The organism is Brassicibacter mesophilus, assembly GCF_050433385.1.
Classification (GTDB): domain Bacteria; phylum Bacillota; class Clostridia; order Tissierellales; family Proteiniboraceae; genus Brassicibacter; species Brassicibacter mesophilus.
On the sequence record NZ_JBNPXI010000003.1, the window covers coordinates 26,079 to 50,257 of the forward strand.

Sequence of the window (24,179 nt, forward strand, 5' to 3'; positions counted from 1 at the left end):
TGTGCGAATCGCTTAGTTTATGGGTGATAAGCTAAGTAAGGTAAAAAAGTTAATGCCGTAACAGATAAAATATATGACCTATTAGCTCAGTCGGCATAAGCAGGGAGCCAAAACATGTTTTTAGTTTTGTGCGAATCGCTTAGTTTATGGGTGATAAGCTAAGTAAGGTAAAAAAGTTAATGCCGTAACAGATAAAATATATGACCTATTAGCTCAGTCGGCAGAGCACCTGACTTTTAATCAGGGTGTCCCGCGTTCGAGTCGCGGATGGGTCACCAATTAAGCGGGAGTGGCGGAACTGGCAGACGCGCTAGACTTAGGATCTAGTGTCATTGACGTGGGGGTTCAAGTCCTCTCTCCCGCACCAATTAAATAGGTTACGCGGAAGTGGCTCAGTGGTATAAGCAGAGAGCCAAAACCAAGCTCTTGGGTTTTGTGCGAATCGCTTAATGGGGAAGTGAATGATTACCATAGAGTAAAAAAGCAGTAAAAATTAAATAGATCGTGCGGAAGTGGCTCAGTGGTAGAGCATCGCCTTGCCAAGGCGAGGGTCGCGAGTTCGAATCTCGTCTTCCGCTCCAGAATATCAAGAACTATAGAACATACTATAGTTCTTTTTTATTGTCGAAGGATCAAATCATAAATAAGTTGAAATCAACCAGTCTTTAGTGCTGTTTTTTCGAATCAAATCTGAGTAAACAAAGCCAACAACATCATAGATATCTGTATCTAACCGACGATTAGGATTGACAAAGGGGCATTACATTAAAATGAACCACATAAAGAATTATACATTCATCAGATGCATAGGACTTTGATATAATGAAAGTATAATATTAACTACGAGAATGTATGCTATTGGTAAGTAAAGGGGCTGTTACATAGTGTTTAAAAAGTATCGCACAGGCAACATGTTAAACTATTTAGGGATGTCAAGGGATACACTGCGGTTTTATGAAGAAAAAGGGCTATTAAATCCCAAAAAGAATGATGAAAACAACTATAGAAATTATGATATTTTTGACGTATATACAATCATGATAATAGATTTTTATAAAAAGCGGGGAATGAAAATTAATCAAATTAAAGCTTTATTAAAAGAAAGCGATATATCAGAACTGCAGAATTTGTTGAAAGACAAGAAAAATGAGCTTGAGAGTATGATATATAACCAGCAATGTATGTTGAAAAGGATTGAAGAAACACAAGAATTTAGTAAGGGTATAAAGGATAATTTAAATATATTTACAGTCAAGCCTCTTCCATTATACATAGTTAATGGAGAAGTATCTGATTTTATTGCCGTTGAAGAATATGAAAATGTATTAGACGTTATAAATTCTACCAATGGGGACATGCTATCACAAATCATGCGTTACATTTCTTTTAATGAAAATGGTGTTATTAGTACAAAAATGTTTATTGTGGAAACTACAAAAGAAAAAAAAGAAAATAATTATTATCTACAATATCCTAAATGCTTATATACAATCGTAGAAGAAGTACAGCCTCAAAATGAGCAAATAAATATAATGGATAGAATGCATAAAGTTTCTTATGAATACGCGAATACACATGAACTTAAGCTTATAGGAGAAGCTTTTGCTATAATACGACTTGTTACATGCAAAACAAATAAAATTCATTCTTATATGGAAATATTTATTCCGTTTGAATAATTTATTTTTAGATATTGACATGGGTGTAACCCCCTACTTTATACTTAAGATAAGTTAAGGTTGTGGAGGAAAGTAGGATATGAAAACCATAGTAATTAAAGAATGTACAGATATTTCAATTAAAAATACTTATACCTTTGAAATTTCAAAAACAAAGGTAGCCCACTGTGTCGGCTGCTGGACCTGCTGGTGGAAAACTCCGGGGAAATGTGTATATAAAGATTTAAATGAATTTTATCATGAATATATAACAGCGGACAAAGCTATTTTTTTTGCAAAAGTAACAAAAGGATTTGTTAGCGGTAATATGAAAAACCTTTTTGATCGCATGATACCTCTTTATCTTCCGTATACCACCTATAAAACGGGTGAGTCTATGCATGTAAAAAGATATGAAAAATATCCTGACATAGAATTTTACTACGATGGTGAATTTGAAACGAATGACGGTCATGAAATTTTTGAAGACTATATAAATCGTTTATTTTATCAATTTTATTCAAAAAATATCATAGTAAAGCCTATTGAGGAGTTTTATGCTGATGGAGGTTATCAGGTATGAAAACAATTATTTTAAACGGGTCACCAAAAGGTAATGCACAAAACAGCAACACAAGAATTATCAGTGAAGAGTTTGTACGCAGCATGAAAACACCCTGTGAAATAAAATGTATTGCAGACTCTGATTTGGAAGAGTTGGCACAATATATAGAAAGGTTTGACACAGTGATTATAATAATGCCTCTTTATATCCATGCTATGCCGGGAATCATGATGAATTTTATTGAACATTTAAGGCCAGCAGCTATTCAAGGAAAATCCCTTGGTTTTATTATACAAGCAGGTTTTATAGAAACAGCTCAAGCAAAATATGTAGAGCACTATTTTAAGTCTTTGGCTAAGCAACTAAATTATAATTATTTAGGTACGGTTTCCAAAGGGGAAGCGGCAGCAATTTATATGTTTCCGAAGATGTTTAGAAAAGTTCTAAAGCGAATTAATGATTTAGGCAGCATTTACGAAGAAACCCATGCATTTGACCACAAAATAGTGAAAATGTTAGGAAAACCATATGAATTATCAAGGTTTAAAGCATGGATACTACAGTTATTTTGTGACATTGGACTGAATAATTTGGGGTGGCATAAAGTGTTAAAGCAAAATAATGCATTTGATAAACGGTTAGACAGACCATTTTTATAGTAGCTTGGATCTAGCAGTCCAGGCTGCTGCTTCGATCGGTTTTGTGCTGACCAGAAAAAGACAAATTAGCGTATGCAATAAGATTCATTTTGAAGTGATGAGTATTTTGTATGGTTACGGCCAGCATCTAAATCAAGCAAATAACACATATAAAACCTATGTGTAGGGATATGAAACTGCACATAGGTTTTTTTGTTTTGTTGTGATATAATCAATGTGCACATTATTTATATAATCTCATACAATTCATACCCAAGTAAGTTCTATACACTTTTAAGGAGAATAAAGAATGCAAAACAGACATAGAAAGCTAAAATTAATTTCTGTCATGTCTCTTACTGTCTTTTGGATATTGGCTGCAGTGATGATAGTGCACATCATAATTAAATACGTACAATTATCAAGAAGCGTATATTCCAGTGTACCTGGTTTCAAAACATTGCTATTTGGAGTACTTTATTTGTCCTTTCTTGCGGTAGCACTCGTTATACATGTTGTATTTAAAAAGAGGCTGCATAGAGAATTTCCTGATAAATACTTCCTAAAAGAAAAATTAATAAAAAATTATCTTATCAGGCGGAGCATTAAAGCCATAGCAATTGCTTGTATTATATGCGCGGTTTTATTAATTATTACTCCGTTTATTGCCATTCCTGTTTTTGTTAACAGACATGTAGATTACAAAGGCTTCACAACATATGATTATCCGCTACAGGATATCTATGAGGCTGTGGATTACGGACTCAAAGAAAACCAAATGTACTTAAAAACCGAGGATGGATATAACATCTGGTGTTCAGAAATTTATACCAAGCAGCCTAAAGCTGTGATTATTTATTTAACTGGTATTGTCCAGCCATCTGTCACCTATTTTTATGGTCATGCGAAACATATGCAGTTAAACGGATATGCTTCTATTTTGCTAGAGGTTCGGGGACATGGAAAAAGTGATGGAAGTCGGATTGGTTTGGGATATGAGGAAACATCTGATGTAAAAGCAGTTGTTGAATACATAAAAAATGAAAAGAAATACAACGGGGTTCCAATTATATTGCATGGGGTATCTATGGGTGGTGCAATTTCGGTCAATGCTTTTGGTCAGTTTGAGGAAATTGATGGTTTGATTGCAATGTCAGCTTACTCTTCTTTTGACGATATAATTATGGATGTTTTGGATGGATACGGAGTGCCAAAATTCATTCAGGCTATGGAAAAGCCATTGATTCACCTTGCTTTGGAAATGGTCTTTGGGAGCGATACTGTTCGCAAAATAAAACCGGCAGAACAAATCAAATGTGCAGGAAACAGACCTGTCTTTCTGATTGCATGTACGGGTGATACAGAGGTTCCTAAAGTTAATACGAAGAGATTACATGAGGTAAATCCCAATGTGCAGACATGGTTTCGTGATTCTTGGGAACATTTTATCATTAAAAATTGTGATTTTAAGAATGTTGGAAAAGATAAAGAGTATTGGAATAACATATTAAATTTCATTGAGGACAAGGTAGTATATGATTAATACAGAAATGAGCATTTTGCTCATGATTATTATTGTGCCTCTGTTGTGACGTTTTACAAGTCAGAATCAATAAGTATTATGCTTATATCTTTCAACCCTACACTTGTTGCTTTGTCTAGTCAACTGCAGGATGTAATTTTAAATTTAATAATTTACCTTTTTCACCCAGTAATCTTTTTCTGATATTCCGCATACAGGACATATTTTTATTCCTCTACTTTTGTTTTTTTTAAATATAACTGGCATTGAACAGTAAGGACACCACCACTCACTTGGTTTTAATTTAATATTATCTGGTATTTTTTCATCAACAACTTGTTTTGGTTTCGACATTATAGAGAATATAGTAAACTGCTTATTATCACTAATTTTAAACAACTCCTTTGCAGCTTTTTCAGTTGTTTTTATAATAAAAAAGCTTATTTTTATAAGAACTTTCTTTTATTTTATCAGAAAACTGAGATATGTGTTATCTTTTTTGCATATAAACATAAGTCATGTAGTAATTTGTCATAAATGTGTGATAAACTATATATTAATAGACATAAATATAGGAGTGAAAATGTATGGAAAAATTAGAGTCAAAGTTATCAGATGTATCGGGAGGAAAAGTATTAGATGTAGCAACTAGATATGGAGAATTTGCTCTGAAGCTTAAGGAGGGCTTGAAAGATTACGATGAGATTATAGCAATAGACAATAGTCAGGAAGTTGTAAACACTGCTATAGAAAAACATGCAGATAGTGGCGTAAAGTTTATACATATGGATGGAAGCAATCTGGATTTTAAAGATGAAACATTTGACATAGTATGTATATCAAACTCTCTTCATCACGTAACCGATATAAATAAGGTACTTAGTGAAATGAAAAGAGTGTTAAAGCCAGGTGGAATATTCATAGTAAATGAGATGTTTAATGACAATCAATCAGATGCACAAAACACTCATGTTCTTCTTCATCACCTTGGAGGAGAAATAGATACTTTGCTAGGTGAGTATCATGGCAAGACTTTAAAGAAACAAGAAATAGTTGATATAGTAAAAGAAGCAGGAATAAATGTTGAAGATATCTTTGAAGACTATGAAACAGATCCAGAGCTAGCTAAAAAGCTTGCAACAAAGATAGAGAAACTTGACAAAAAGGTTGAGAAAACAAAAGAGTATGATCAATATGAGGAATTTAAAAGAAGGACACGAGAAGTAAAAGAAAGCTTTAATAAATCAGGAATAGAGAGATGTACTCAACTTGTAGTAATGGGAAGAAAATAGTGATACATGATAAGCGGGAAATAGAGATATCTGTTTCCCGCAGTATTTATTAATTTGACGTTATTATATTTTTTTGCTATAATCATTCTGATTGATAGATTTAACAATTCAGAATATGCGCTCTTAGCTCAGCTGGATAGAGTAGCTGACTTCGAATCAGTTGGCCGGGGGTTCGAATCCCTCAGGGCGCACCAGTTTAAACCTTGTAATCCGAATGATTATGAGGTTTTTTATTTTATACTAAATGGCATATAGCGCTTGCATCAGTCAGAATAAATAAGTCAATTGAATTTTATCTAACTCTTTAATCTGATGTGACCTGAGAGATAAGTCCCTTTAAAATTCTAAAAGGGCGTTTGATGATATAAACTGCCTATAGAGTTTAATTTGATGATTTTATTTCAAGCAAAATAGTATCAAAGCAACGATTAAGCATAGATATGTCAGACCTAGACAAATCTTCATTTCTATTAACTTTAGTACAAATAAAATCATGTATACTATCGATTAAATTACTTACTACTGTGGACATCTATGAACACCTCACTATAATTGTTTATACCAATATCATATATGAATAAGAGTCATGTATGTTTAAAGAAATGTTACTTAAATGTTATTTTTTATGAAGAAGGTTTCTATCAATAATTTGGAGAAATCTTTAATAACGGACATATTGATAGTAGGAAATTATAAAAAGAATAATGGTTATGTAAAAAGAGAATAGCCATTAATTAAAATACTGAGGTAAACGGCTATAAAGTATGAAAGACTCTTACAAAAGAGTAGGAATCCTAAAAAAAGAAGAGTGGGACAAGTTAGTAAAAGGAAGAATAAGCGCTAAAGTCTAGTTTTTGAAATCATTTTGTGATTAATATGATTTTCTATGAAATAAGCTATTAAGTCAGTTTGTATAATTGATAAAGACAGATAAACTTTAGATTCTACTATGTGTCCAAGAATATTCTCTAAAACTATAGACGAGGGCATATGCACAAGGTACCAAAATAAAACTTCAGCATAATTTCGAGGAAAACTAGTGTCTGATATTGAATAATCCTCAATGCTTGGGCTGATAAATGTCAGAATAATATCTGAATAGAAAGTAAGCCAGAACAAAAAAAGATCAGTTAATATAACAATGATTACTATTTTATGTCTTTTTAAAATGTTAAACATATAAACTTCTTTATATATGGGATTTATACCCATGTAATGATGATTATGTAACAATATCATAAAGGTAGCCTATATTAACCATGAAATCTTAAAGCTAACAAATATATTGCTTTATTTAATGGTAGGGAAGTTTTCAAATGATAGCACAACAGGTTAAATATGTCTAATTAATTGCTATTTTATATTATTGTTATAGTACTGAGACAAAAGTTGATCAAGCAATTCGCTTGTCTTAATTACCTCAGGATCAATGAGATTGTACTGCTTTTTACATATTAAACTATACAGCTTGGTTTTAACTTCCTCAATTTCATTAATTAATTCTACTATTTTACTTTCGTTGCACAAATTACATGCTCCTTTCGATAATTATTACATTCAACCTGTTGTACTATGGAAATTTTACAGTAAAAATAGAAAAAGATGCAAAAATATGAATAAAAAAGGAATATAATATATATACAACAGGTATGAATGCTCAAAAAGTATAAAAGTAGAAGAAAAGATAGGTAGATTGGCAAGATGAGGCAATGTTTCTAGAAAGCTAAGGATAGAAACATTTAGAAGGAAGCATTAAGAAATTGAAAGGAATTGAGAATTTGAAGAAAGTTAAATATTTCAGGATGAGATGAATCTCTAAGGTAAGTAAGGATTCTTATCTAAGTTATCTTTCCTTAGAATTGGAATTAATTTTGACTTGATAGGCTCAGGAACATATTTTAATTGCGTATTATCGATTTTTAATATGATAGATGTTTTTAACTTTGATTGTTCAGCTAATTCTTTGGCAGTGTAACTACAATTTTTACGAAGTTCTTTTATTGTTTTGTTTTTATTACGGTAGTAAAAAAACATGGAAATCACCTCAAATTAATTATATTATATGAAAATAAATTATTCAATTATTGAGATGAGGTCTGATGAATCACGTTTAATATTAATGAAAATGTCATTAATAAGCTGAAATATCTAGGAGGGAGTATTTTTAATTCCTTTCTTTAATATATTTGGAGGTGGAAAAATTGAAACTAATCTTCATTATAGACAAAGGTCATAGACAAGATACTCCAGGCAAGCGAGCAAATGGATTACATGAATGGGAATTTAATGATGATGTGGGGAACAGACTAAAGAAACTATTAGAGCCTTATGGTGAAGTATATTTTACCATAAATGTTCCGAATCATCCGTATACAGAAATGACAGCAGAAGGAAGAAAAAAGAATCTTCAGTATAGATGTGACATAGCAAATCAAATATATGATGAAGCAAAAAAGAAATATGATGATGCTTTTAAGGTTGTTTTTATCTCAATCCATGCTAATGCACATTCTGATCCTAAAGTATCAGGATATGAGATATATGCTTATAAGCTTGGATCACAAGCTTATGAGATTGCTAAGTCAATTCATGAAGCTGCTAAAGAAGTACTAGGAGTAGGAGCAGCTATTAAAGACAGAAAGATAAAGAAAGCTAGTTTTTATGTACTTGCTAATACAAAGATGCCTGCAGTATTAGTCGAACATGAATTTTATACTAACATTGAAGCAGCTGAAAAACTGAAAAATAGCAGCTTTAGAGACAAGTGTGCAAAGCACATAGCAAAAGGAGTGTTGAAGTATATGGGTATTGAATATAAAGAAGCTACAAATGGTACAGACATCATAAGGTTAAGTATTCACGGCCAATATGAAGAAGTAGAAGGCATATTCAAAGATGGTATCAACTATGTTCCAGTAAGGTTTTTAGAGCAGTTGGGATATAAAATTAGTTGGAATCAGGAAAATAAAATAATAGAGATAAATTACAGAAAAGCTGAATAATACTGGGGTTATGATAACGTTTTTGCACTTAATATTAAATGTCGGACTCTATACTTTTTAAAAAATAAATTCAATAATCTAAACATAAGTTTAAAGGGGATATGTAATATGAATATAGAGATAAGAGAAGTAACAAAAGGAAATTTAGGCGAAATTTTAAAACTAAGTGTAAGTGAGAGTCAAAAATCATACATAGAATCAATAGAACAATGCTTAAAAGATGCTTTGGAGTGTAATTGTTATAAGCCAGTAGGACTTTATATTGACAATTACTTGGTAGGTTTTGCAATGTACGGTTTTTTTCCTGGAGAGGATGGAGAAGGAAGAGTATGGCTTGACCGTTTTCTAATTGATAAAAAATATCAAGGGAAAGGATACGGGAATAGAATGCTAGAATTTTTAATTCAACATCTAAAATGTAAGTATAATTGCAACAAAATTTATTTAAGTTTATACGATGATAATAAGCCTGCCTTGAATTTATATAAAAAATTTGGCTTTCAATTTAATGGAGAACTAGATGTCAACAAAGAAAGAGTTATGGTAAAAACTTTAAACGAATAAGAATATACTATTATATGCTAATGCAGCTAATACTTAAATAAGAGGCTAAATAGTCATTTGGCCTCTTATCTAGATTATTAATTATTTTGAGGAAAATGGAAAATGTATGAAGTTAGAATAAAAGTATAGCTGCTTATACTTAAGGAATTTTATATTGTAAACTAATGTAGATTTACAATATAAAAAACCTAAAATTACAAAGCAAAGGAGCAAAGGTCACTGTTATCTTCTATCATATATAAGCTATAGAAGTAACCTTGTTTTCCAATTAAATAGTTAAAATCACCAGATTCAATCACTTGTCCTTCCTTTAGCACAATTATTTCATCAAATTCTTTGAGTAGTTTTTTTGAAAGCTTATGTGTAATAACTATTATGGTTTTATCCTTTAAATTTAAAATAGTATTTTCAATAAAATCAGAAGTCTTGTTATCAAGTGAAGAAGTAGCTTCGTCTAATACTAGAATAGGTGTATTTCTAATAATAGCTCTAGCTATAGAAATACGCTGTTTTTCTCCACCTGATAAATTACACCCATTTTCTCCAATAAGAGTATTTTCTCTATTATCAAGCTGATTAACAAAATCGTATAAACCAGAGTCTATTAAGGCATTCTTAATCTCTGTACAGCTATAATCTTCAAACAAAGTAATGTTATTTTTAATAGTAGTATCAAACAAAAAAACATCTTGATGAGTAACTGAAATCATTTTATTTAGACTAATAGAACTAATAGTTTTATTGCTAATATTATCAATAAATATGTTTCCATCATAGTCGAAGTAATATTTCATCAGTAATTTAAGAATAGTTGATTTTCCACTACCACTTTTACCGATAATTGCGTATTTTTTACCTTTATTAAACCTAAAATTCAAGTCTTTAAGTACTCTTATTTCATGATCATATGAATAAGAAACGTTTCTGAATTCAATCGAGTTCACAAAGTCTTCTTTTATTTCACCTTGTTCTTCTAAACTATCTTCATTTAGTATGCTTTCAAGCTTTTTGCAGATAAGCGATACTGATTTAAAATTCCCAACTATATGACAAATACTTTGCATAGGTGCTTTAATAAATTCCATTAATTGAACTGCAGCTACGAATGTTCCTACAGTAGATTTATTTATGGCTACTAAATATGCTCCAATACTTAGTAAAATAAAAAATGATAGGAAAGAAAAACCTTCTACGATTAAATCAACTTTGGCATTATAGACAGAAAATTTAAATTTTGAAATGCCAACATTATCATTCGTTTTCTTGTATTCGGAAAAAACTTTATCTCTTAGATTATAGCTTTTTATAATATCAAAACCCATAAGAAAATCTTTAGATTTTTCTGTGAATTTACTAAGGTAATCTGAATGATCTTTTTTAAATAATGCTAGCTTATTACCAAAAATATAAGGTACTATTGCTGGAATTAAGCTAAGAACTAGTACAATAAGAGCAACGTAACCATTAAGCTTTATTATGCCTATTACTGCAATAATAAATGATACAACAACCTGAATAAGAACTAATGAGTTCGAAAAATATCCTCTTTCTAGCATCTCTACATCATTTGTGATGATAGATAAGTAATTAGCAGTATTTTGATTACTAAAAACTCTCTTGTCTCTAGAAATCAATTTTTTGAATATATCATTTTTTAATGACGTAAGAGCTAATTTTATTAGTTTTGCCCAGCATAGTTTTCTTAATAAACATACTAATACCATTACAATAATATAGAAAAATGCAAAAAATTGTAAATTTATTAATCTGTCAAAATTTTTATCTATTCCAAGGTCGATAAGCTCTCTTATGAGGAAGGCAAGACTTGTTACAAGAATTGAATGTGCAGTAGTTAGTATTAAATTGATAATCAAAAGATTTTTGTTTTTAATAAAGTATCTTATCATATCAAATACCTATAGTATAGTTAAATTTAAACACAATGCTCTAAACAGTATTCTGACATTAGCGGGCAGATATCTTCCAAGGAGCATTTTTCTTCTTTAAGGTACTTGTCCCAATTCTGTAGATTTTTAGGTAGCTGTTCAAAATTATACTCTGTTAATATTCTATCTATAGATTTTTCTAAAATATTATCTATAGTATAGATTTCATCTGGGATAAACTCACATGGTTTAATAGAGCCTTTTTCGCTTATGAACCACCTATATAGGCCACCACCACAACTAAGACATTTATATCTTTTGTCTATATCCGCTTTTCTTTTTTCCTCGTCCCAAGTTCCAACTCTAATCTTGTTTTTATATTTCTCTGACAGTGAATATAGCTTTAGCGTTGCCTCTTTCAATTCCTGTTTTGAAAGACACCAAGCACTTTTTAGATCAGCACCTCTGCCACTTGGAATAAAAATACCAAATCTAATAGATTTAATACCTTGATCTATAGCTAATTTAATTAAATCTTCAATTTTGCTTATATTATCTTTGATGACAAGGCAAGCTATAACTGCTGAAATACCATGTTTTATAGCTTGTTCGATACCGTTCATTGTTTTATTAAAAGATCCCTTTGTATTGGTTATTGTATCATGAATATTTGGGTCATTCGAATATACTGACATCTGAATACATTTTATACCTTCAAAATACTTGATGTTCTCAGCGTTAATCATTGTTCCAGTAGTTGTAATAGTGGTTTCAAAATTTTTTATGCTGTATCTTAATATATCAAAAAAGTTTTCATGAAGCATTGGTTCGCCACCTGTTAATTGTAAACTAAGTGATTTTTGTTTTAAAAAATCTAATGCTTTTATTAAGGTATTATAATCAATAGAGTCATTTTGTTGTATATTGCAGCTTTTAAAACAATGCATGCATTTCAGATTACATCTGTTAGTAAGGCTAACTATTAATTCTAAAGGAACTTTTTTTCCTTTTATACCTGACTTGATACAGGATTGTATTACAGGAGAGGTAGTTAATGATAAACCTTTTGGTTTACTGTTAATACACTTCATAACTATATTTTTGACACCTTCTATATCACCTGTATCTAATTCTATGGCAATTTGTTTTGCAATATCGTCAACTGATGTTTTGCCATCAACTTTATCAATTATATATATATCAACATCGTTAAGTATGTATTTACCTGTCCTAGTAAATAAAATACCATGAGTATCAAAATAATGTAATACGCTGTCTTTTAAAATATATGGATACACAAAAACACCTCCACAAATTACATAATAGAAAACTACTAGTATATAATTAATAGCTTTTATCATAGAATTACTTTTTTAAATAAATCATACTTGAAATCCTATACAAAATTATGAGTTAGAGCTATGTAACTCTAACTCATACATTACGATACATCGTCCTATATTGCGTTGAATTCGCCTTCGCACCATGTGATACGAGTATATGGTCCACAATAATCTAATTCTACAGAAGATGCTTGGTAGTTAAAAAATTTTTCCTTATTCATGTATAAGCCCCCTTTCATATATTTTTTTATTGAGCATTGTTCTTCCTAATTTAAATTGTTTAATCAATACATAAAGATTACATTATGCTGTTTAAAATAGAGAAGAACTATGACAATACAAGTATAATAAAATTCTATCTCAGGAATGATAAGTATCCAGATAAATTATAATTATAAAAATAAAGTTACTTTATTTTTATTGTACATGTTATAAAATAAAAAAATAGTAAAATATTGTACTTCACAATGTTAAATTTATTTAACTACTTTTTAGCATCTATAATTAGTAAGCTAATACTATATAAATAATATTAGTTTTTATGACTTAAAAGTTTGAACTCAGCATACATGTTTGCTTTTCAATGAGACGGAATTTTTTTGCTAATTTTATACGAACTCTAGAGGTAATATATTTTTAAATGAAAATATTTTAATTTAAAAATATTAAATAGTCATATAATTTCTGTCAGATAATGCGATTTTTTCACAAAACATCATAAAGCTACTAATAAAAACGAAAGTACTATTTAAAATAGTACTTTCTAATAATAGTAATTCCAATATAACGCTCCATAATTTAGTCTAGCATTTATGTAATTTATAATTTTCAATCATTTCGCATACAGAAGTAAGATTGCTATTATTACTTTTAAGCAACTTGTCCCACTCGTTAATTCCCTTCATCATACCATTTAAATTATAGCTATCTAATATATTTTCAATATCATTTTGCAAGATATTACCAAAGGAAAAAAGGTTGTCAGGAAAAAAGTCACAAGGTTTAATATTTCCTTTTTCTGATATAGCCCATGTAAATAATCCAGCACCACACTGTAATCCTTCAAAATCAAAATCAGATTCTAATCTAGTATTTTTTTTATCCCATATAGAAATATTGATATCATTTGCATATCTTTCACTTAATTCTTTTATCATTTCCGCAGCTATGCTTCGTTCATCAATGTTAATTAGCCATTCACCATTTAAATTTAAGCCTCGTCCCCATTTGCTTAGAAGTCCAATGTTTAATCCTGTGACCCCAATGTCTATTAGATAATTTATCATTTTTTCTATTTGGCTGAGATTACTTTTAGTAGCTATTGTAGCTATGGTTACAGGTATTTTATTTTTTATGAGAAGTTTTATTCCGTTAATGGTTTTTTCCCATGACCCTTTTGTTAAAGAAACCCTTTCATGCTCATACTCATCAATTGAATATAAGGATACCTGCACATCTTTTGTTCCCGAGAAGTTGTGTACATTTTCATCACTTACAAGGGTAGCTGAAGTAGTAATAGTGGTAGAAAAATTATTTACACAAAAATTCAGAATATCAAAGAATCTTTCATGCAACATAGGTTCACCACCAGTAAGCTGGATATTCTTACTTTTATTTTTAAGATGATTTAGAGTGTCAATAAGCTTATCATAAGGTAAAAAATCATTATTAACAGAACTACAGCTTTTATAACAATGTGTGCATACCAAATTGCACTCATTAGTTAAGCTTAAAATGATATTGTATGGATATTTTTTACCTTTTACCCCTGATTTTTTATATGCATGTAAATTAGGAACACAGTTATTTTCTATCAAGTCAGGATTGTCTTTTAAAAATTCTTTAACAATGCTTTCAATTTGCATCTTATCATTAGCACCTAATTCATCAGTAATTTCATTGACTATATCACTAATACTTTTTTCACCATTAAGCTTATCAATGATGTATATATCAACGTCACTTAATAGTCGGCTTACAGTATCTTTTAATGCAATACCATAGTTATCAATATAATGAATCTCTATGTCGTTTTTTAAATGTGGATACATAGTGTTCGCTCCCTCCAGATTATTAATAATATCAAATAAAGTCTGCACAGATGATGTTATCTGACAGACTTTATTTTTTAGCTAACTACTATTATAGATGAACAATAACTCTTTCTGGCATGCAGATATATAGGGTTTGCTGTGACTTCCTATAATTCAAAAACTTTACTAGATTCACTATATTCCCCCCTTTTCATGGATTTCAATACTTTTGCTGAACGTATTATAGAGAAACTCAAGTATTTGGTTAGATTATAGCATTTTTTTCATAAATAATTTGTAGAAGTGTATTAAGTAATTTGGTTAAAAATAGACAAGTTATTCATATAAATTACTTAAACTGATTATATTTGTTTGAAAACATTTATTTATAATGAGATTAATGCTATGAAGAGGTAAATGAGTACAGATATTGTCGACAAATTTTTGTAACAAAATAAATAATATGATTTTTCATCTAATGCTTCGATGTAAAATATAGTATATAATAGTATATAATTCTAATTCCAAAAGGATTTCAGAACAAGGAGGAATGGTTTTGAATACAAATTTATATATTAATACTGCTATGTTTTATGATAAAGAAAATGATTTTGAGCATGATATAGGGTTTTATAAGTCATTTATTAATAATTCAACGGATGTTTTGGAAATTGGATGTGGTACTGGAAGAATAACATTATCTTTGGCTCAAATATGTAATTCAATAACTGGAATAGATTTATCAGATTCTATGCTAGATATTTTTGAAAAGAAATTTAAATGTTTAGATATTAGTATTAGAAACAAAATAAAATTTTTAAAAAGAGACATGATAGATTTCAACTTAGATCAGAAATTTGATGTGATAATTTTACCAAATATAGTGTTTCAAGCATTAATTAAAGATGAAACAAGAATCAAGTGTATTCAATGTGTTAGTAAGCATATGAAACATGACAGTATAATAATTATTGACATGTTTCACCCAGATATTGATACATTAAGTGATACTGTTTCATCGGACTATAAATATGAGTATTTTGATGATGAATTGAATTGTGTTGTTAAAAAACAATCAGTTCAAAACAGGCATGATGCTTCTAATCAGACTATATCTTTCAAATATATTATCGATTTAATACAAGAAGGTAATGTTATCAAGCATATGGAAGATGATTTTATGTTAGGATATATGCATGATAGAGATGCAAGAAAATTATTTGAAATTTCTAATCTTAATATCATAAAGTCATATGGATGGTATGATTTTAGCGAGATTAAAGAGACCAATAAAAGAATGCTTATATATATTCTTAATAAGTCAAAAAATATATAGTGAATATGAATAAAATTAGTTGAAAAGTATATTCAAACTTTAATAAAGATCAAAATTGACAGAACGTTGAGTTCCGTCAATTTTGATTTGAGTGTTGCAGCTGCAAATGTTTATTATGTATTTATTATTGAATAATATTACCATTTTCATCCAGTATATTACCATCTTTATCAAGGAAGACTGTAACCATAACAGATACAGGAACTTTTACTTCTCCTATTATTTCTTCTCTTCTCCATTCTTTTGTTGATCTTTTCCACTTGCTTTCGTCTGGCGTAACTATACCTAGTTCAACTAATCTCTGAATTTCCATGCTATCTGTATGTACTGTAGTTCCATCAGCAAAAGTAAATCTATAAGTTGTTACTAGATGATGCAAATGTCTAGTTGGGTCACTGCACTCACCTGACCCGCAGATATCACATATTATGTAGTCACCTAATATTTCCTTTTTGACAATATCTACATATTTTACCACATCTACTTCTTTTTTTATGTCTATAATTGATCTATAAGTGTCATACTGAAATCCTACTCCTCGTTTGGCCTTAGTACAATTTTCTGGTGTACTATTTACTGGGAAGCCATAATTATATCCCTGACTAAATGTCTTAGTAACTGTGTGTCCAATACTTTTGGTAATAGATTGTGATTGCGTAGCAGTAATTTGTGATTGAACTTTTGCAAACGGTGGGCCTGCTGAAAATCCTAAGCTTACGGCAACCGAATTAGTTAATGTACTCGAATGGGTAACTGAATCTGATATTGATACTGTTTCACTTAAACTACCTGAGAAATTATCTGTTCTGTATACTGTACCGAAATCTCTATAATTTCTAACAGGATCATTATCTGATGGACCATGAATAAACTTGATTTCTCTAACTCTAATATGGTACGTTCCAGTTGAAGGATCAGAAACTTTTTCATATCCTTCATTTGAGTTTTCATCATATGGTCCTACAAGATAGATAAATGAAGCTTTAAGCTCTGGATCGGTAGGGCTTATAGTTGAATAAGTAGGGTCTATAGCATAGGATGGAGTTACCATTAGGAAGATTATCAAACTTACCATTAACAATGAGCAAAACCTTTTCATTTTTTACACTCTCCTTTTTAAATCAATTTATGTAATAGCTTTTATATAATTATATCAACTAGTCTAAGGAAAATTATGTAAAAAAATATCGATGGGGAAAATTTATTTTATCAAATCAAATTAAAAATATGTATAGTATGTTGAATACTTTATATAATAGGACAGATACTAAATTAAAGAACTTTTGAAGGAGTAACCAATGAAAAAAGAAATAGTTTCTGATAGCCAAAGTATAGCAACAATTATTTTTTTCATGATAGGAACATCTTCTATACTAGTAAGAGGTTTAGAAGCTAAAAAAGATGCTTGGATTGCTATTATAATAGCTTTAGTAATAGCTGCAATATTTACATTTATATATGCTTATATTCTAGCCATTTTTCCTGGTAAAGACTTATTTGATATTTGTGAAACTTTATTTGGTAAAGCTATTGGAAAAATCATATGTATATCATTTATTAGTTATATTTTTTTGACAGAGTCACTTGTTTTAAGAAATATGGGAGACTTCATTAAAATAACATCTTTGACAGAAACTCCTCTAATCATACCAATAATTGCTACTGTTATTGTAAGTATTATAATAGTAAAACAAGGAACTGAGGTAATTGGTCGATGGTCACGTTTATTTATCCTTCCAGTTATATTGTTAATGATAATTGCATTAATACTACTAACTAATAAAATGAATGTAAACAATATTTTTCCTATATTAGATAGTGATATTAAGACAATTATGGAAGGCGCCACTTCTACATTTTCATTTCCGTTTGCTGAAATAATAGTATTTACAATGGCTTTTCCTAACTTTAGCAATAAAAAATCCACCTATAAAGTGTATATGATGGGATTGGCTGGCGGTGCTATAGGAGTACTGTTAAATTCAGTAACAAATATCTTTACAATAGGCGAAGGTGCTGCTATGATTGAATTCTATCCAACATACACTGCTATTTCTACATTGAGAATTGGCAATTTTCTACAAAGAATAGAAGTAATTGCTGCACTTGTATTTACCTTGGGAGGATTTATTAAATTAAGCATTTATTTATTAGCTGCTTGTAATGGAATAAGTAAACTGTTTGGGTGTAAGGATTACAGATTTCTAGTAGTACCTATTGGGCTTTTGTTTGCTAATTTAGCCTATCTAGTATTTGATAGTGCAATGTCTTATCTTGAATGGGATACTAAAATATGGAAATATTATGCGTTTACTTATCAAGTAATATTGCCTGTTATGATACTTATTGCTGCAAAATCAAAAAAGAGAAAGACAGAGAAGAACTTAGCTAATTAAAACCCCACGAGTATTCTACTAGTGGGGTTTTAATTCATTTGAAAGATACTTATTAAACATCTTTGTTTTTTAAGAGAAAGGTAAAATACTTAGGTAATATATGAATGAATACTATCCTTCTTAGTATTTACCAAATCCTCCGCCATAGCAGCTACAGAATAAAACAACTAGTAATAAGAAAAAGAATAGTAATTCACTACCTATACCACCATATCCTCCACATTGACCTTCAGCCATGAAAGTACCTCCTTTTAAATTGATTACCTATTTCTAAGGTTAATATATACTATGTTTATGTGCACAATACTGTGATTGTCCTTTCAACATATATTTTTGAAAATTTGACATAATATAAAATTTGCTATAATATTCAGATATATCGAGATTTACTCCGAGTTTTTTTTCCTGTGGATATATTATTTATGGAAGAAAGACCGATAGGGTATAGTTGGAAACGGGTATGCCTCCCATTGTGGAAAGGAGTTAATGCTCATATCGGATTAATATCATAGGTTTATATATTATTGCTTATAATAGTTGTGATATTGTTTTTATGAGTAGAATTTTGAAATAAAGTATCATGCATTCTGCTTACTAATGTATATAGAAAATAACTCTATGGGAATACCTTCCAATAGTCGATTTCTAGATTGATAAAGGGGGTATAAAAAATGAGCAATGGTTTCTTTAAAATCAAAGAACCAGCTAATGAGATTGTAAGGGAGTACGCACCAGATAGTGAAGAAAGAGCTAAGCTTAAAGTAAAACTAATGGAGCTTAAAAACCAAGAGATCGAGATTCCTCTTATTATAGGAGGAAAAGAGGTAAAAACAGGGAATATAGGATATTGTACTATTCCTCATGAGCATAAGCATATACTTGCTAAATACCATATTGCTGGAAAGAAAGAATTGGAGATGGCCATAGCAGCTTCTTTTGAAGCCAAGAAAAATTGGCAGGAAATGTCTTGGGAGCATAGATCCTCAATTTTTCTTAAAGCAGCTGAATTAATATCAGGCCCTTGGAGAGCCACTATGAATGCTGCCACAATGTTAGGTCAAAGTAAAACTGCTTATCAAGCAGAAATTGATTCAGCATGTGAATTAATTGACTTTCTAAGATTTAATGTGTATTTTGCTCAAAGCATATATGAAGACCAACCTATATCGACTAAAGAGATATGGAATAGAATAGACTATAGACCACTTGAAGGGTTTGTACTAGCAATAACTCCATTTAATTTCACTGCTATTGGAGGCAATCTTGCAGTGGCACCTGCTATTCTTGGAAATGTAGTTAATTGGAAGCCAGCGTCAACAGCCGTATATTCTAATTATTTTGTAATGAAGCTTCTTCAAGAAGCTGGGCTGCCAGATGGAGTGATAAATTTCATTCCTAGCAGTGGAAATGATATTGCAAAGTACATGATGGATAGTGAGCACCTTGCAGGTATCCATTTTACGGGCTCAACAAAGGTCTTTAACACAATGTGGAAACAAGTGGCTGATAATCTTGATAAGTATAAAAGCTATCCTAGACTTGTAGGAGAAACAGGAGGTAAAGATTTTATATTTGTACATAAATCCGCTGATATTAATGCTTTGACTACTGCATTGATTCGAGGGGCTTTTGAATATCAGGGGCAAAAATGCTCAGCAGCTTCTAGGGCATATATTCCCAAAAGCATGTGGACAGATTTAAGAGAAAAAATATTAGAAGAAATGAAGACCATAAAAATAGGTAGTGTTGAAGATTTTACTAACTTTATGGGTGCTGTAATCGATAAGAAGGCTTTTAACAATATTAAATCATATATAGAATACGCAGAAGATGCTTCTGATGCTGATATACTCTATGGTGGAAAATGTGATGATTCTATTGGATATTTTATTGAACCGACAATAATTGTAACTAGTAATCCTAAATTTAAAACCATGAGTGAAGAAATATTTGGACCTGTTCTTACTTTATATATTTACGAAGATGAAAAATTTGAAGAAACTTTAGCGATTTGTGATACTACTTCTCAGTATGGATTGACAGGTGCAGTTTTTGCTCAGGATAGAAGTGCAATACTTACAATGGAGCGTCTATTAGGTTATACAGCTGGAAACTTTTATATAAATGATAAACCTACTGGAGCAGTAGTTGGACAACAACCCTTTGGAGGGGCAAGAAGCTCAGGAACAAATGATAAAGCAGGAAGCAAGTTAAATATGATGAGATGGATAAATCCGAGAACTATAAAAGAAACCTTTAATCCTTCAAAGTCATATGGCTACGTTTTTATGCAAGATAAATAGTGTTTGTTCTTATTCAGTATATAAAGACGAAAAGGATCTCAATATTGAGATCCTTTTCGTTTTCTTACATATCAAATAGTACTACTTATTAGTGTTATAATAAGTAAAAGGAGGAAGTCAATTATGGAGTCAGTTCAAAGAAAAAAAATTATTTCATTAGTCCCTTCTATTACTGAGATTATTTACTATTTAGGACTAGAAGAACAGCTTGTAGGTGTTACAGAACACTGTAATTACCCTAGGGAAGCTGTAAATAAAGAGAAAATTGGAACATTTGGCAAACCAGAATTAGAAAAAATACTTACGATTAATCCAGATGTTGTTTTAGCTGATAAATCAGTACACAAAAAGACTATAGATGAACTAATTAAAAACAATATTGAAATTATTGCATTTACCAATTCAAATTTAGAAGAAGTTTTTAATAGTATGTATGAAATAGGAAAAGTTTGTGACAAAGAAGATCAAGTTCAGACGCTTATAGAGTCTCTTAGAAAGAGAGTCGAAAACTTGAATCGAATTCGTATTGATAGGAGACCGCGAGTTTTTAGACTGATGAATACAAATCCTTTTATAACACCAGGAATAGGGTCATTTCAATACGATGCCCTAAGCTCAGCTGGAGCCAAGCTAATGGATTTTAATTCAAATGATTCGTATATTAAGGTTACGTTAGACCAGATAAAAGAGTTTGATCCAGAAATAATATTATTTTGTGGAGTAGAGAGAGGGCAGACGCCGAAGCCAAGATGTAAAGGATGTAATGTAAATAGTCCAATATGTCAAAGAACAGTCGATGACATTTTAGATAATGAGTGGGAAGAGATAACAGCAGTTAAAAAAGGAAGGGTCTTTCCAATCTCTTGTGATACACTATGCAGACCAGGACCTAGGTTGATAGATGGAGTTGAGAAATTGCATAATTTGTACTTCAGATAAAAATCAGTAATCTTTAAAAAATTCCCCACTAGTATGATTGGAAAATTCTCTAATCATACTAGTGGATTGTATATTTATGAAATAACTATTATTTAATATACTCAACATTTTCAAGTGAAGGCTTTGAAATACCAAGCTTATTCAAAGTATCTTCGTTGATATAAATATTTGTTTCATCTGATATTTTTATAGGTATTTCAGATATATCTTTTCCTTTTAATACTTCTACAGCCATTTTACCAGCTTCATAACCTAGGTTATAGTAGTTAATTCCCACAGTAGCTAATGCACCAGCTTCTACAGAACCTTTTTCTGCTGCTATTACAGGAATTTGCGCTTCTAGTGCGTTTTTAGTTATGATAGGCATGGAAGAGACTACTAATTGGTCAGTAGGTACATATAGCACATCTATTTTACTTACAAGGCTTTTTATGGCATTATCAACTTCGTTAGTATTTGAAACTCCAGTTGTAATTATTTCATATCCATTTGCTGCTTTTTTTAGTTCATTTATCTGAACTTCAGAGTTTATTTCACTTGTGTTATAGATTACACCGATTTTCTTAGCACTTGGAACAAGTTTTTCAATTAACTCAAGTTGTTTTTTTACTGGTAAATAGTCTGAAGTTCCAGAAACATTAGTGTCAGGTTTATCTAAAGATTTTGCTATGCCTGTTTCTACAGGGTCAGTTACTGCAGTGATTATAATTGGAATATCTTTTGTAGCATTATATGCTCCTTGTGCAGAACCAGTAGCGATTGCAAAAATTAAATCCTTTTTTTCTGATGCGAATTTTTCACCGATTGTTTGAGCCATAGCAATATCGCCCTGTGCATTTTGATAATTAATATTTAAATTTTCTCCATTTTTATATCCGTTATCTTCTAAAGCCTTAATGAAACCTTCTCTACTTTGATCAAGCGCGACATATTCTACTATCTGACTTATGCCTATGTTAATTACCTTATCATTACTTGTTGTTTTACCACACCCAGTCACCATAACCATAACCATCAATACTCCTGCGAATAACTTTTTCATATAAATCTCTCCTTTTATAATATTTTAATTGAAATAAAAGAAACCACATGGATTCCATGTGGCTATAGAAATAGATATACGAAAACATAAAAGCCACATAGATTATCTATGTGGCTCTCTTTATATTAATATGAAAAACATTTATTAATAGCCAACATAGATACAAACCCTTTTTATTAAAGCGTTGCTGGGTTTGTACCTATGTTAAGACATAACTAGGAACAAACCCTATCTAAATTGGCTACTAAAGACAAATTGTAAGTTTATGATTGCTAAGTTTTTCATATCTAATACCTTCCTTTATAAAAATATTGAAACCAGTGTATCATGGATATGTATTTGAGTCAAGAATTTTTTTGTGAATATAATAATTATTTTGTTTAAAAATAAATTTTAAATTTTTTTAAAATAGTTATTGGCATTTGCTATTTATAGGAGTATAATATAAATAGCAAATGCCAATAACTATTTCGGAGGGATAAAAAATGCATATAGAAGTAGAAAAAACAAATGAATTTACCGACATAAAAAAAATAGTTGCAGTTATGAGTGGGAAAGGTGGTGTAGGAAAGTCTTCTGTTACCTCGCTAATGGCAATAGCTCTTAAAAGTCAAGGCTATAAAGTAGGTATTCTTGATGCTGATATTACAGGACCAAGTATTCCAAAAGTATTCGGTATAAATAATAAAAGAGCTGTATCAGATGGTAATGGAATCATACCTGTAGAAACAGCTACTGGAATAAAAGTTATGTCTATTAACCTTTTAATAGAACAAGAAGATAAACCTGTAGTATGGAGAGGACCACTAATTGGAGGCACAGTAAAACAATTTTATACTGATGTAACATGGGGTGAATTAGATTATCTTCTAATTGACATGCCTCCTGGAACTGGAGATGTTCCTCTTACTATTATGCAATCATTGCCTATTGATGGAATCATCGTTGTTTCTTCTCCACAAGACTTAGTAAAGCTAATAGTTACAAAATCTATTAATATGGCAAAATCAATGAATAAACCTATATTAGGAATCGTTGAAAACATGAGCTACTTTATATGCCCTCACTGCAATGAGCCATTAAATGTTTTTGGAGAAAGCAGAGTAGAGGCTATATCAGAAGAAATGGGAATAAAGCTTATAGCTAAAATGCCTATTGATTCTGACTTTGTATCCCTATGTGATGAAGGCAAAATAGAGCTATATGAGAAATATAACAAAGATTTTAAGGAGGACTTTTCTAAAAAAATTAATCAGACTTTAGGAGGCTTAAAATAATGAAACTTTGTATTTCTAGTACATCTAATGATAAAAGTGCATTAGTTGACAAAAGATTTGGAAGATGTTCATATTTTGCTATCTATGATACTAATACAAATGCTTTTAGTTTTATAAAAAATAGTGCTGTGAATGAAGCTCAAGGTGCCGGCTTATCTGCATCTCAAAATATCATAGATGAAAAAGTAGATGTTGTAATAACAGGTAATGTAGGCCCAAATGCCATGAAGATTTTAAATGCAGCAGATGTAACCATATATCAATTCATTGGGAATACTGTTGAACAACAGGTACAATTTTTTTTGGAAAATAAACTAAGCACTATTGATAATCCAGGACCTTCTCATGCCGGACTAGGAAATCGTCACAAAAGGGGATGATGT

At 30.5% G+C, this 24,179-nt stretch carries 21 protein-coding genes, 4 tRNA genes and 1 riboswitch; of the genes, 17 read left to right on the forward strand and 8 right to left on the reverse strand.

The window, feature by feature from the left end; translation table 11 throughout:
- Positions 1-202 precede the first annotated feature (202 nt).
- From HNR33_RS05030 to HNR33_RS05060, 7 genes are all read left to right on the forward strand, one after another.
- A tRNA-Lys gene (locus HNR33_RS05030) sits at positions 203-278 on the forward strand.
- 5 nt (positions 279-283) lie between these two features.
- Positions 284-367, forward strand: a tRNA-Leu gene (locus HNR33_RS05035).
- Positions 368-506: 139 nt separating this feature from the next.
- Positions 507-581 (forward strand) — tRNA-Gly (locus HNR33_RS05040).
- A 303-nt stretch (positions 582-884) separates the two neighbouring features.
- Entirely contained in the window at positions 885-1,679 is a 795-nt protein-coding gene (locus HNR33_RS05045) for a MerR family transcriptional regulator (RefSeq protein ID WP_429080775.1), read from the forward strand.
- A gap of 79 nt (positions 1,680-1,758) precedes the next feature.
- Positions 1,759-2,241: a flavodoxin family protein gene (locus tag HNR33_RS05050; RefSeq protein WP_429080777.1), complete on the forward strand. Its 483-nt coding sequence runs from the start codon at positions 1,759-1,761 to the stop codon at positions 2,239-2,241.
- The gene (locus HNR33_RS05055; protein WP_429080779.1) at positions 2,238-2,882 is read left to right on the forward strand and encodes a flavodoxin family protein; all 645 of its coding nucleotides are present in this window, start codon (positions 2,238-2,240) and stop codon (positions 2,880-2,882) included. Before HNR33_RS05050 ends, HNR33_RS05055 begins: the two co-directional genes overlap by 4 nt.
- Positions 2,883-3,171: 289 nt before the next feature.
- Complete coding sequence (locus tag HNR33_RS05060) at positions 3,172-4,404, forward strand: alpha/beta hydrolase (RefSeq protein ID WP_429080782.1); 1,233 nt, start codon at positions 3,172-3,174, stop codon at positions 4,402-4,404.
- A 144-nt stretch (positions 4,405-4,548) separates the two neighbouring features.
- Here the strand turns inward: HNR33_RS05060 and HNR33_RS05065 are convergent, their stop codons facing one another.
- The gene (locus tag HNR33_RS05065) at positions 4,549-4,782 is read right to left on the reverse strand and encodes a hypothetical protein (RefSeq protein WP_429080785.1); all 234 of its coding nucleotides are present in this window, start codon (positions 4,780-4,782) and stop codon (positions 4,549-4,551) included.
- Positions 4,783-4,970: 188 nt separating this feature from the next.
- Here HNR33_RS05065 and HNR33_RS05070 point away from each other — a divergent pair, with 188 nt between their 5' ends.
- Positions 4,971-5,675, forward strand: a complete 705-nt coding sequence (locus tag HNR33_RS05070; protein ID WP_429080788.1) for a class I SAM-dependent methyltransferase — start codon at positions 4,971-4,973, stop codon at positions 5,673-5,675.
- Between the two features lie 117 nt (positions 5,676-5,792).
- Positions 5,793-5,869, forward strand: a tRNA-Arg gene (locus HNR33_RS05075).
- Positions 5,870-6,057: 188 nt separating this feature from the next.
- Here the strand turns inward: HNR33_RS05075 and HNR33_RS05080 are convergent.
- Positions 6,058-6,207, reverse strand: coding sequence for a hypothetical protein (locus HNR33_RS05080; RefSeq protein WP_429080790.1), 150 nt, complete (start codon positions 6,205-6,207; stop codon positions 6,058-6,060).
- Between the two features lie 821 nt (positions 6,208-7,028).
- Positions 7,029-7,202: a Spo0E family sporulation regulatory protein-aspartic acid phosphatase gene (locus HNR33_RS05085; protein ID WP_429080793.1), complete on the reverse strand. Its 174-nt coding sequence runs from the start codon at positions 7,200-7,202 to the stop codon at positions 7,029-7,031.
- 674 nt (positions 7,203-7,876) lie between these two features.
- Here HNR33_RS05085 and HNR33_RS05090 point away from each other — a divergent pair.
- The gene (locus HNR33_RS05090) at positions 7,877-8,677 is read left to right on the forward strand and encodes an N-acetylmuramoyl-L-alanine amidase (protein ID WP_429080796.1); all 801 of its coding nucleotides are present in this window, start codon (positions 7,877-7,879) and stop codon (positions 8,675-8,677) included.
- 108 nt (positions 8,678-8,785) lie between these two features.
- A complete protein-coding gene (locus HNR33_RS05095) occupies positions 8,786-9,241 on the forward strand; it encodes a GNAT family N-acetyltransferase (protein ID WP_429080798.1) in 456 nt (151 codons plus the stop codon).
- Positions 9,242-9,435: 194 nt separating this feature from the next.
- On the opposite strand, the gene HNR33_RS05100 is transcribed toward HNR33_RS05095, so the two are convergent.
- From HNR33_RS05100 to HNR33_RS05110, 3 genes are all read right to left on the reverse strand, one after another.
- The gene (locus HNR33_RS05100) at positions 9,436-11,148 is read right to left on the reverse strand and encodes an ABC transporter ATP-binding protein (protein ID WP_429080801.1); all 1,713 of its coding nucleotides are present in this window, start codon (positions 11,146-11,148) and stop codon (positions 9,436-9,438) included.
- Between the two features lie 26 nt (positions 11,149-11,174).
- Positions 11,175-12,425, reverse strand: a complete 1,251-nt coding sequence (locus HNR33_RS05105; RefSeq protein WP_429080804.1) for a radical SAM protein — start codon at positions 12,423-12,425, stop codon at positions 11,175-11,177.
- Between the two features lie 848 nt (positions 12,426-13,273).
- Complete coding sequence (locus HNR33_RS05110) at positions 13,274-14,521, reverse strand: radical SAM protein (RefSeq protein WP_429080807.1); 1,248 nt, start codon at positions 14,519-14,521, stop codon at positions 13,274-13,276.
- 538 nt (positions 14,522-15,059) lie between these two features.
- Here HNR33_RS05110 and HNR33_RS05115 point away from each other — a divergent pair.
- The gene (locus HNR33_RS05115) at positions 15,060-15,839 is read left to right on the forward strand and encodes a class I SAM-dependent methyltransferase (protein ID WP_429080810.1); all 780 of its coding nucleotides are present in this window, start codon (positions 15,060-15,062) and stop codon (positions 15,837-15,839) included.
- 124 nt (positions 15,840-15,963) lie between these two features.
- Here the strand turns inward: HNR33_RS05115 and HNR33_RS05120 are convergent, their stop codons facing one another.
- On the reverse strand, positions 15,964-16,938 hold the full coding sequence (locus tag HNR33_RS05120) for a hypothetical protein (protein ID WP_429080813.1): 975 nt from the start codon (positions 16,936-16,938) through the stop codon (positions 15,964-15,966).
- Between the two features lie 199 nt (positions 16,939-17,137).
- On the opposite strand from HNR33_RS05120, the gene HNR33_RS05125 reads away from it, so the two are divergent.
- From HNR33_RS05125 to HNR33_RS05135, 3 genes are all read left to right on the forward strand, one after another.
- Positions 17,138-18,235, forward strand: coding sequence for a GerAB/ArcD/ProY family transporter (locus tag HNR33_RS05125; RefSeq protein ID WP_429080816.1), 1,098 nt, complete (start codon positions 17,138-17,140; stop codon positions 18,233-18,235).
- A gap of 377 nt (positions 18,236-18,612) precedes the next feature.
- Positions 18,613-18,734, forward strand: a riboswitch (molybdenum cofactor riboswitch).
- 172 nt (positions 18,735-18,906) lie between these two features.
- Positions 18,907-20,538, forward strand: coding sequence for an L-glutamate gamma-semialdehyde dehydrogenase (gene pruA / locus HNR33_RS05130; RefSeq protein WP_429080818.1), 1,632 nt, complete (start codon positions 18,907-18,909; stop codon positions 20,536-20,538).
- A 123-nt stretch (positions 20,539-20,661) separates the two neighbouring features.
- Entirely contained in the window at positions 20,662-21,477 is an 816-nt protein-coding gene (locus HNR33_RS05135; RefSeq protein ID WP_429080820.1) for an ABC transporter substrate-binding protein, read from the forward strand.
- Positions 21,478-21,565: 88 nt separating this feature from the next.
- Here the strand turns inward: HNR33_RS05135 and HNR33_RS05140 are convergent, their stop codons facing one another.
- On the reverse strand, positions 21,566-22,519 hold the full coding sequence (locus HNR33_RS05140) for an ABC transporter substrate-binding protein (RefSeq protein WP_429080823.1): 954 nt from the start codon (positions 22,517-22,519) through the stop codon (positions 21,566-21,568).
- Positions 22,520-23,004: 485 nt separating this feature from the next.
- Here HNR33_RS05140 and HNR33_RS05145 point away from each other — a divergent pair, with 485 nt between their 5' ends.
- Together HNR33_RS05145 and HNR33_RS05150 are read left to right on the forward strand one after the other, a co-directional pair.
- Entirely contained in the window at positions 23,005-23,796 is a 792-nt protein-coding gene (locus HNR33_RS05145) for a P-loop NTPase (protein WP_429080825.1), read from the forward strand.
- A complete protein-coding gene (locus HNR33_RS05150) occupies positions 23,796-24,176 on the forward strand; it encodes a NifB/NifX family molybdenum-iron cluster-binding protein (protein ID WP_429080827.1) in 381 nt (126 codons plus the stop codon). Before HNR33_RS05145 ends, HNR33_RS05150 begins: the two co-directional genes overlap by 1 nt.
- The last annotated feature ends 3 nt before the right edge of the window (positions 24,177-24,179 follow it).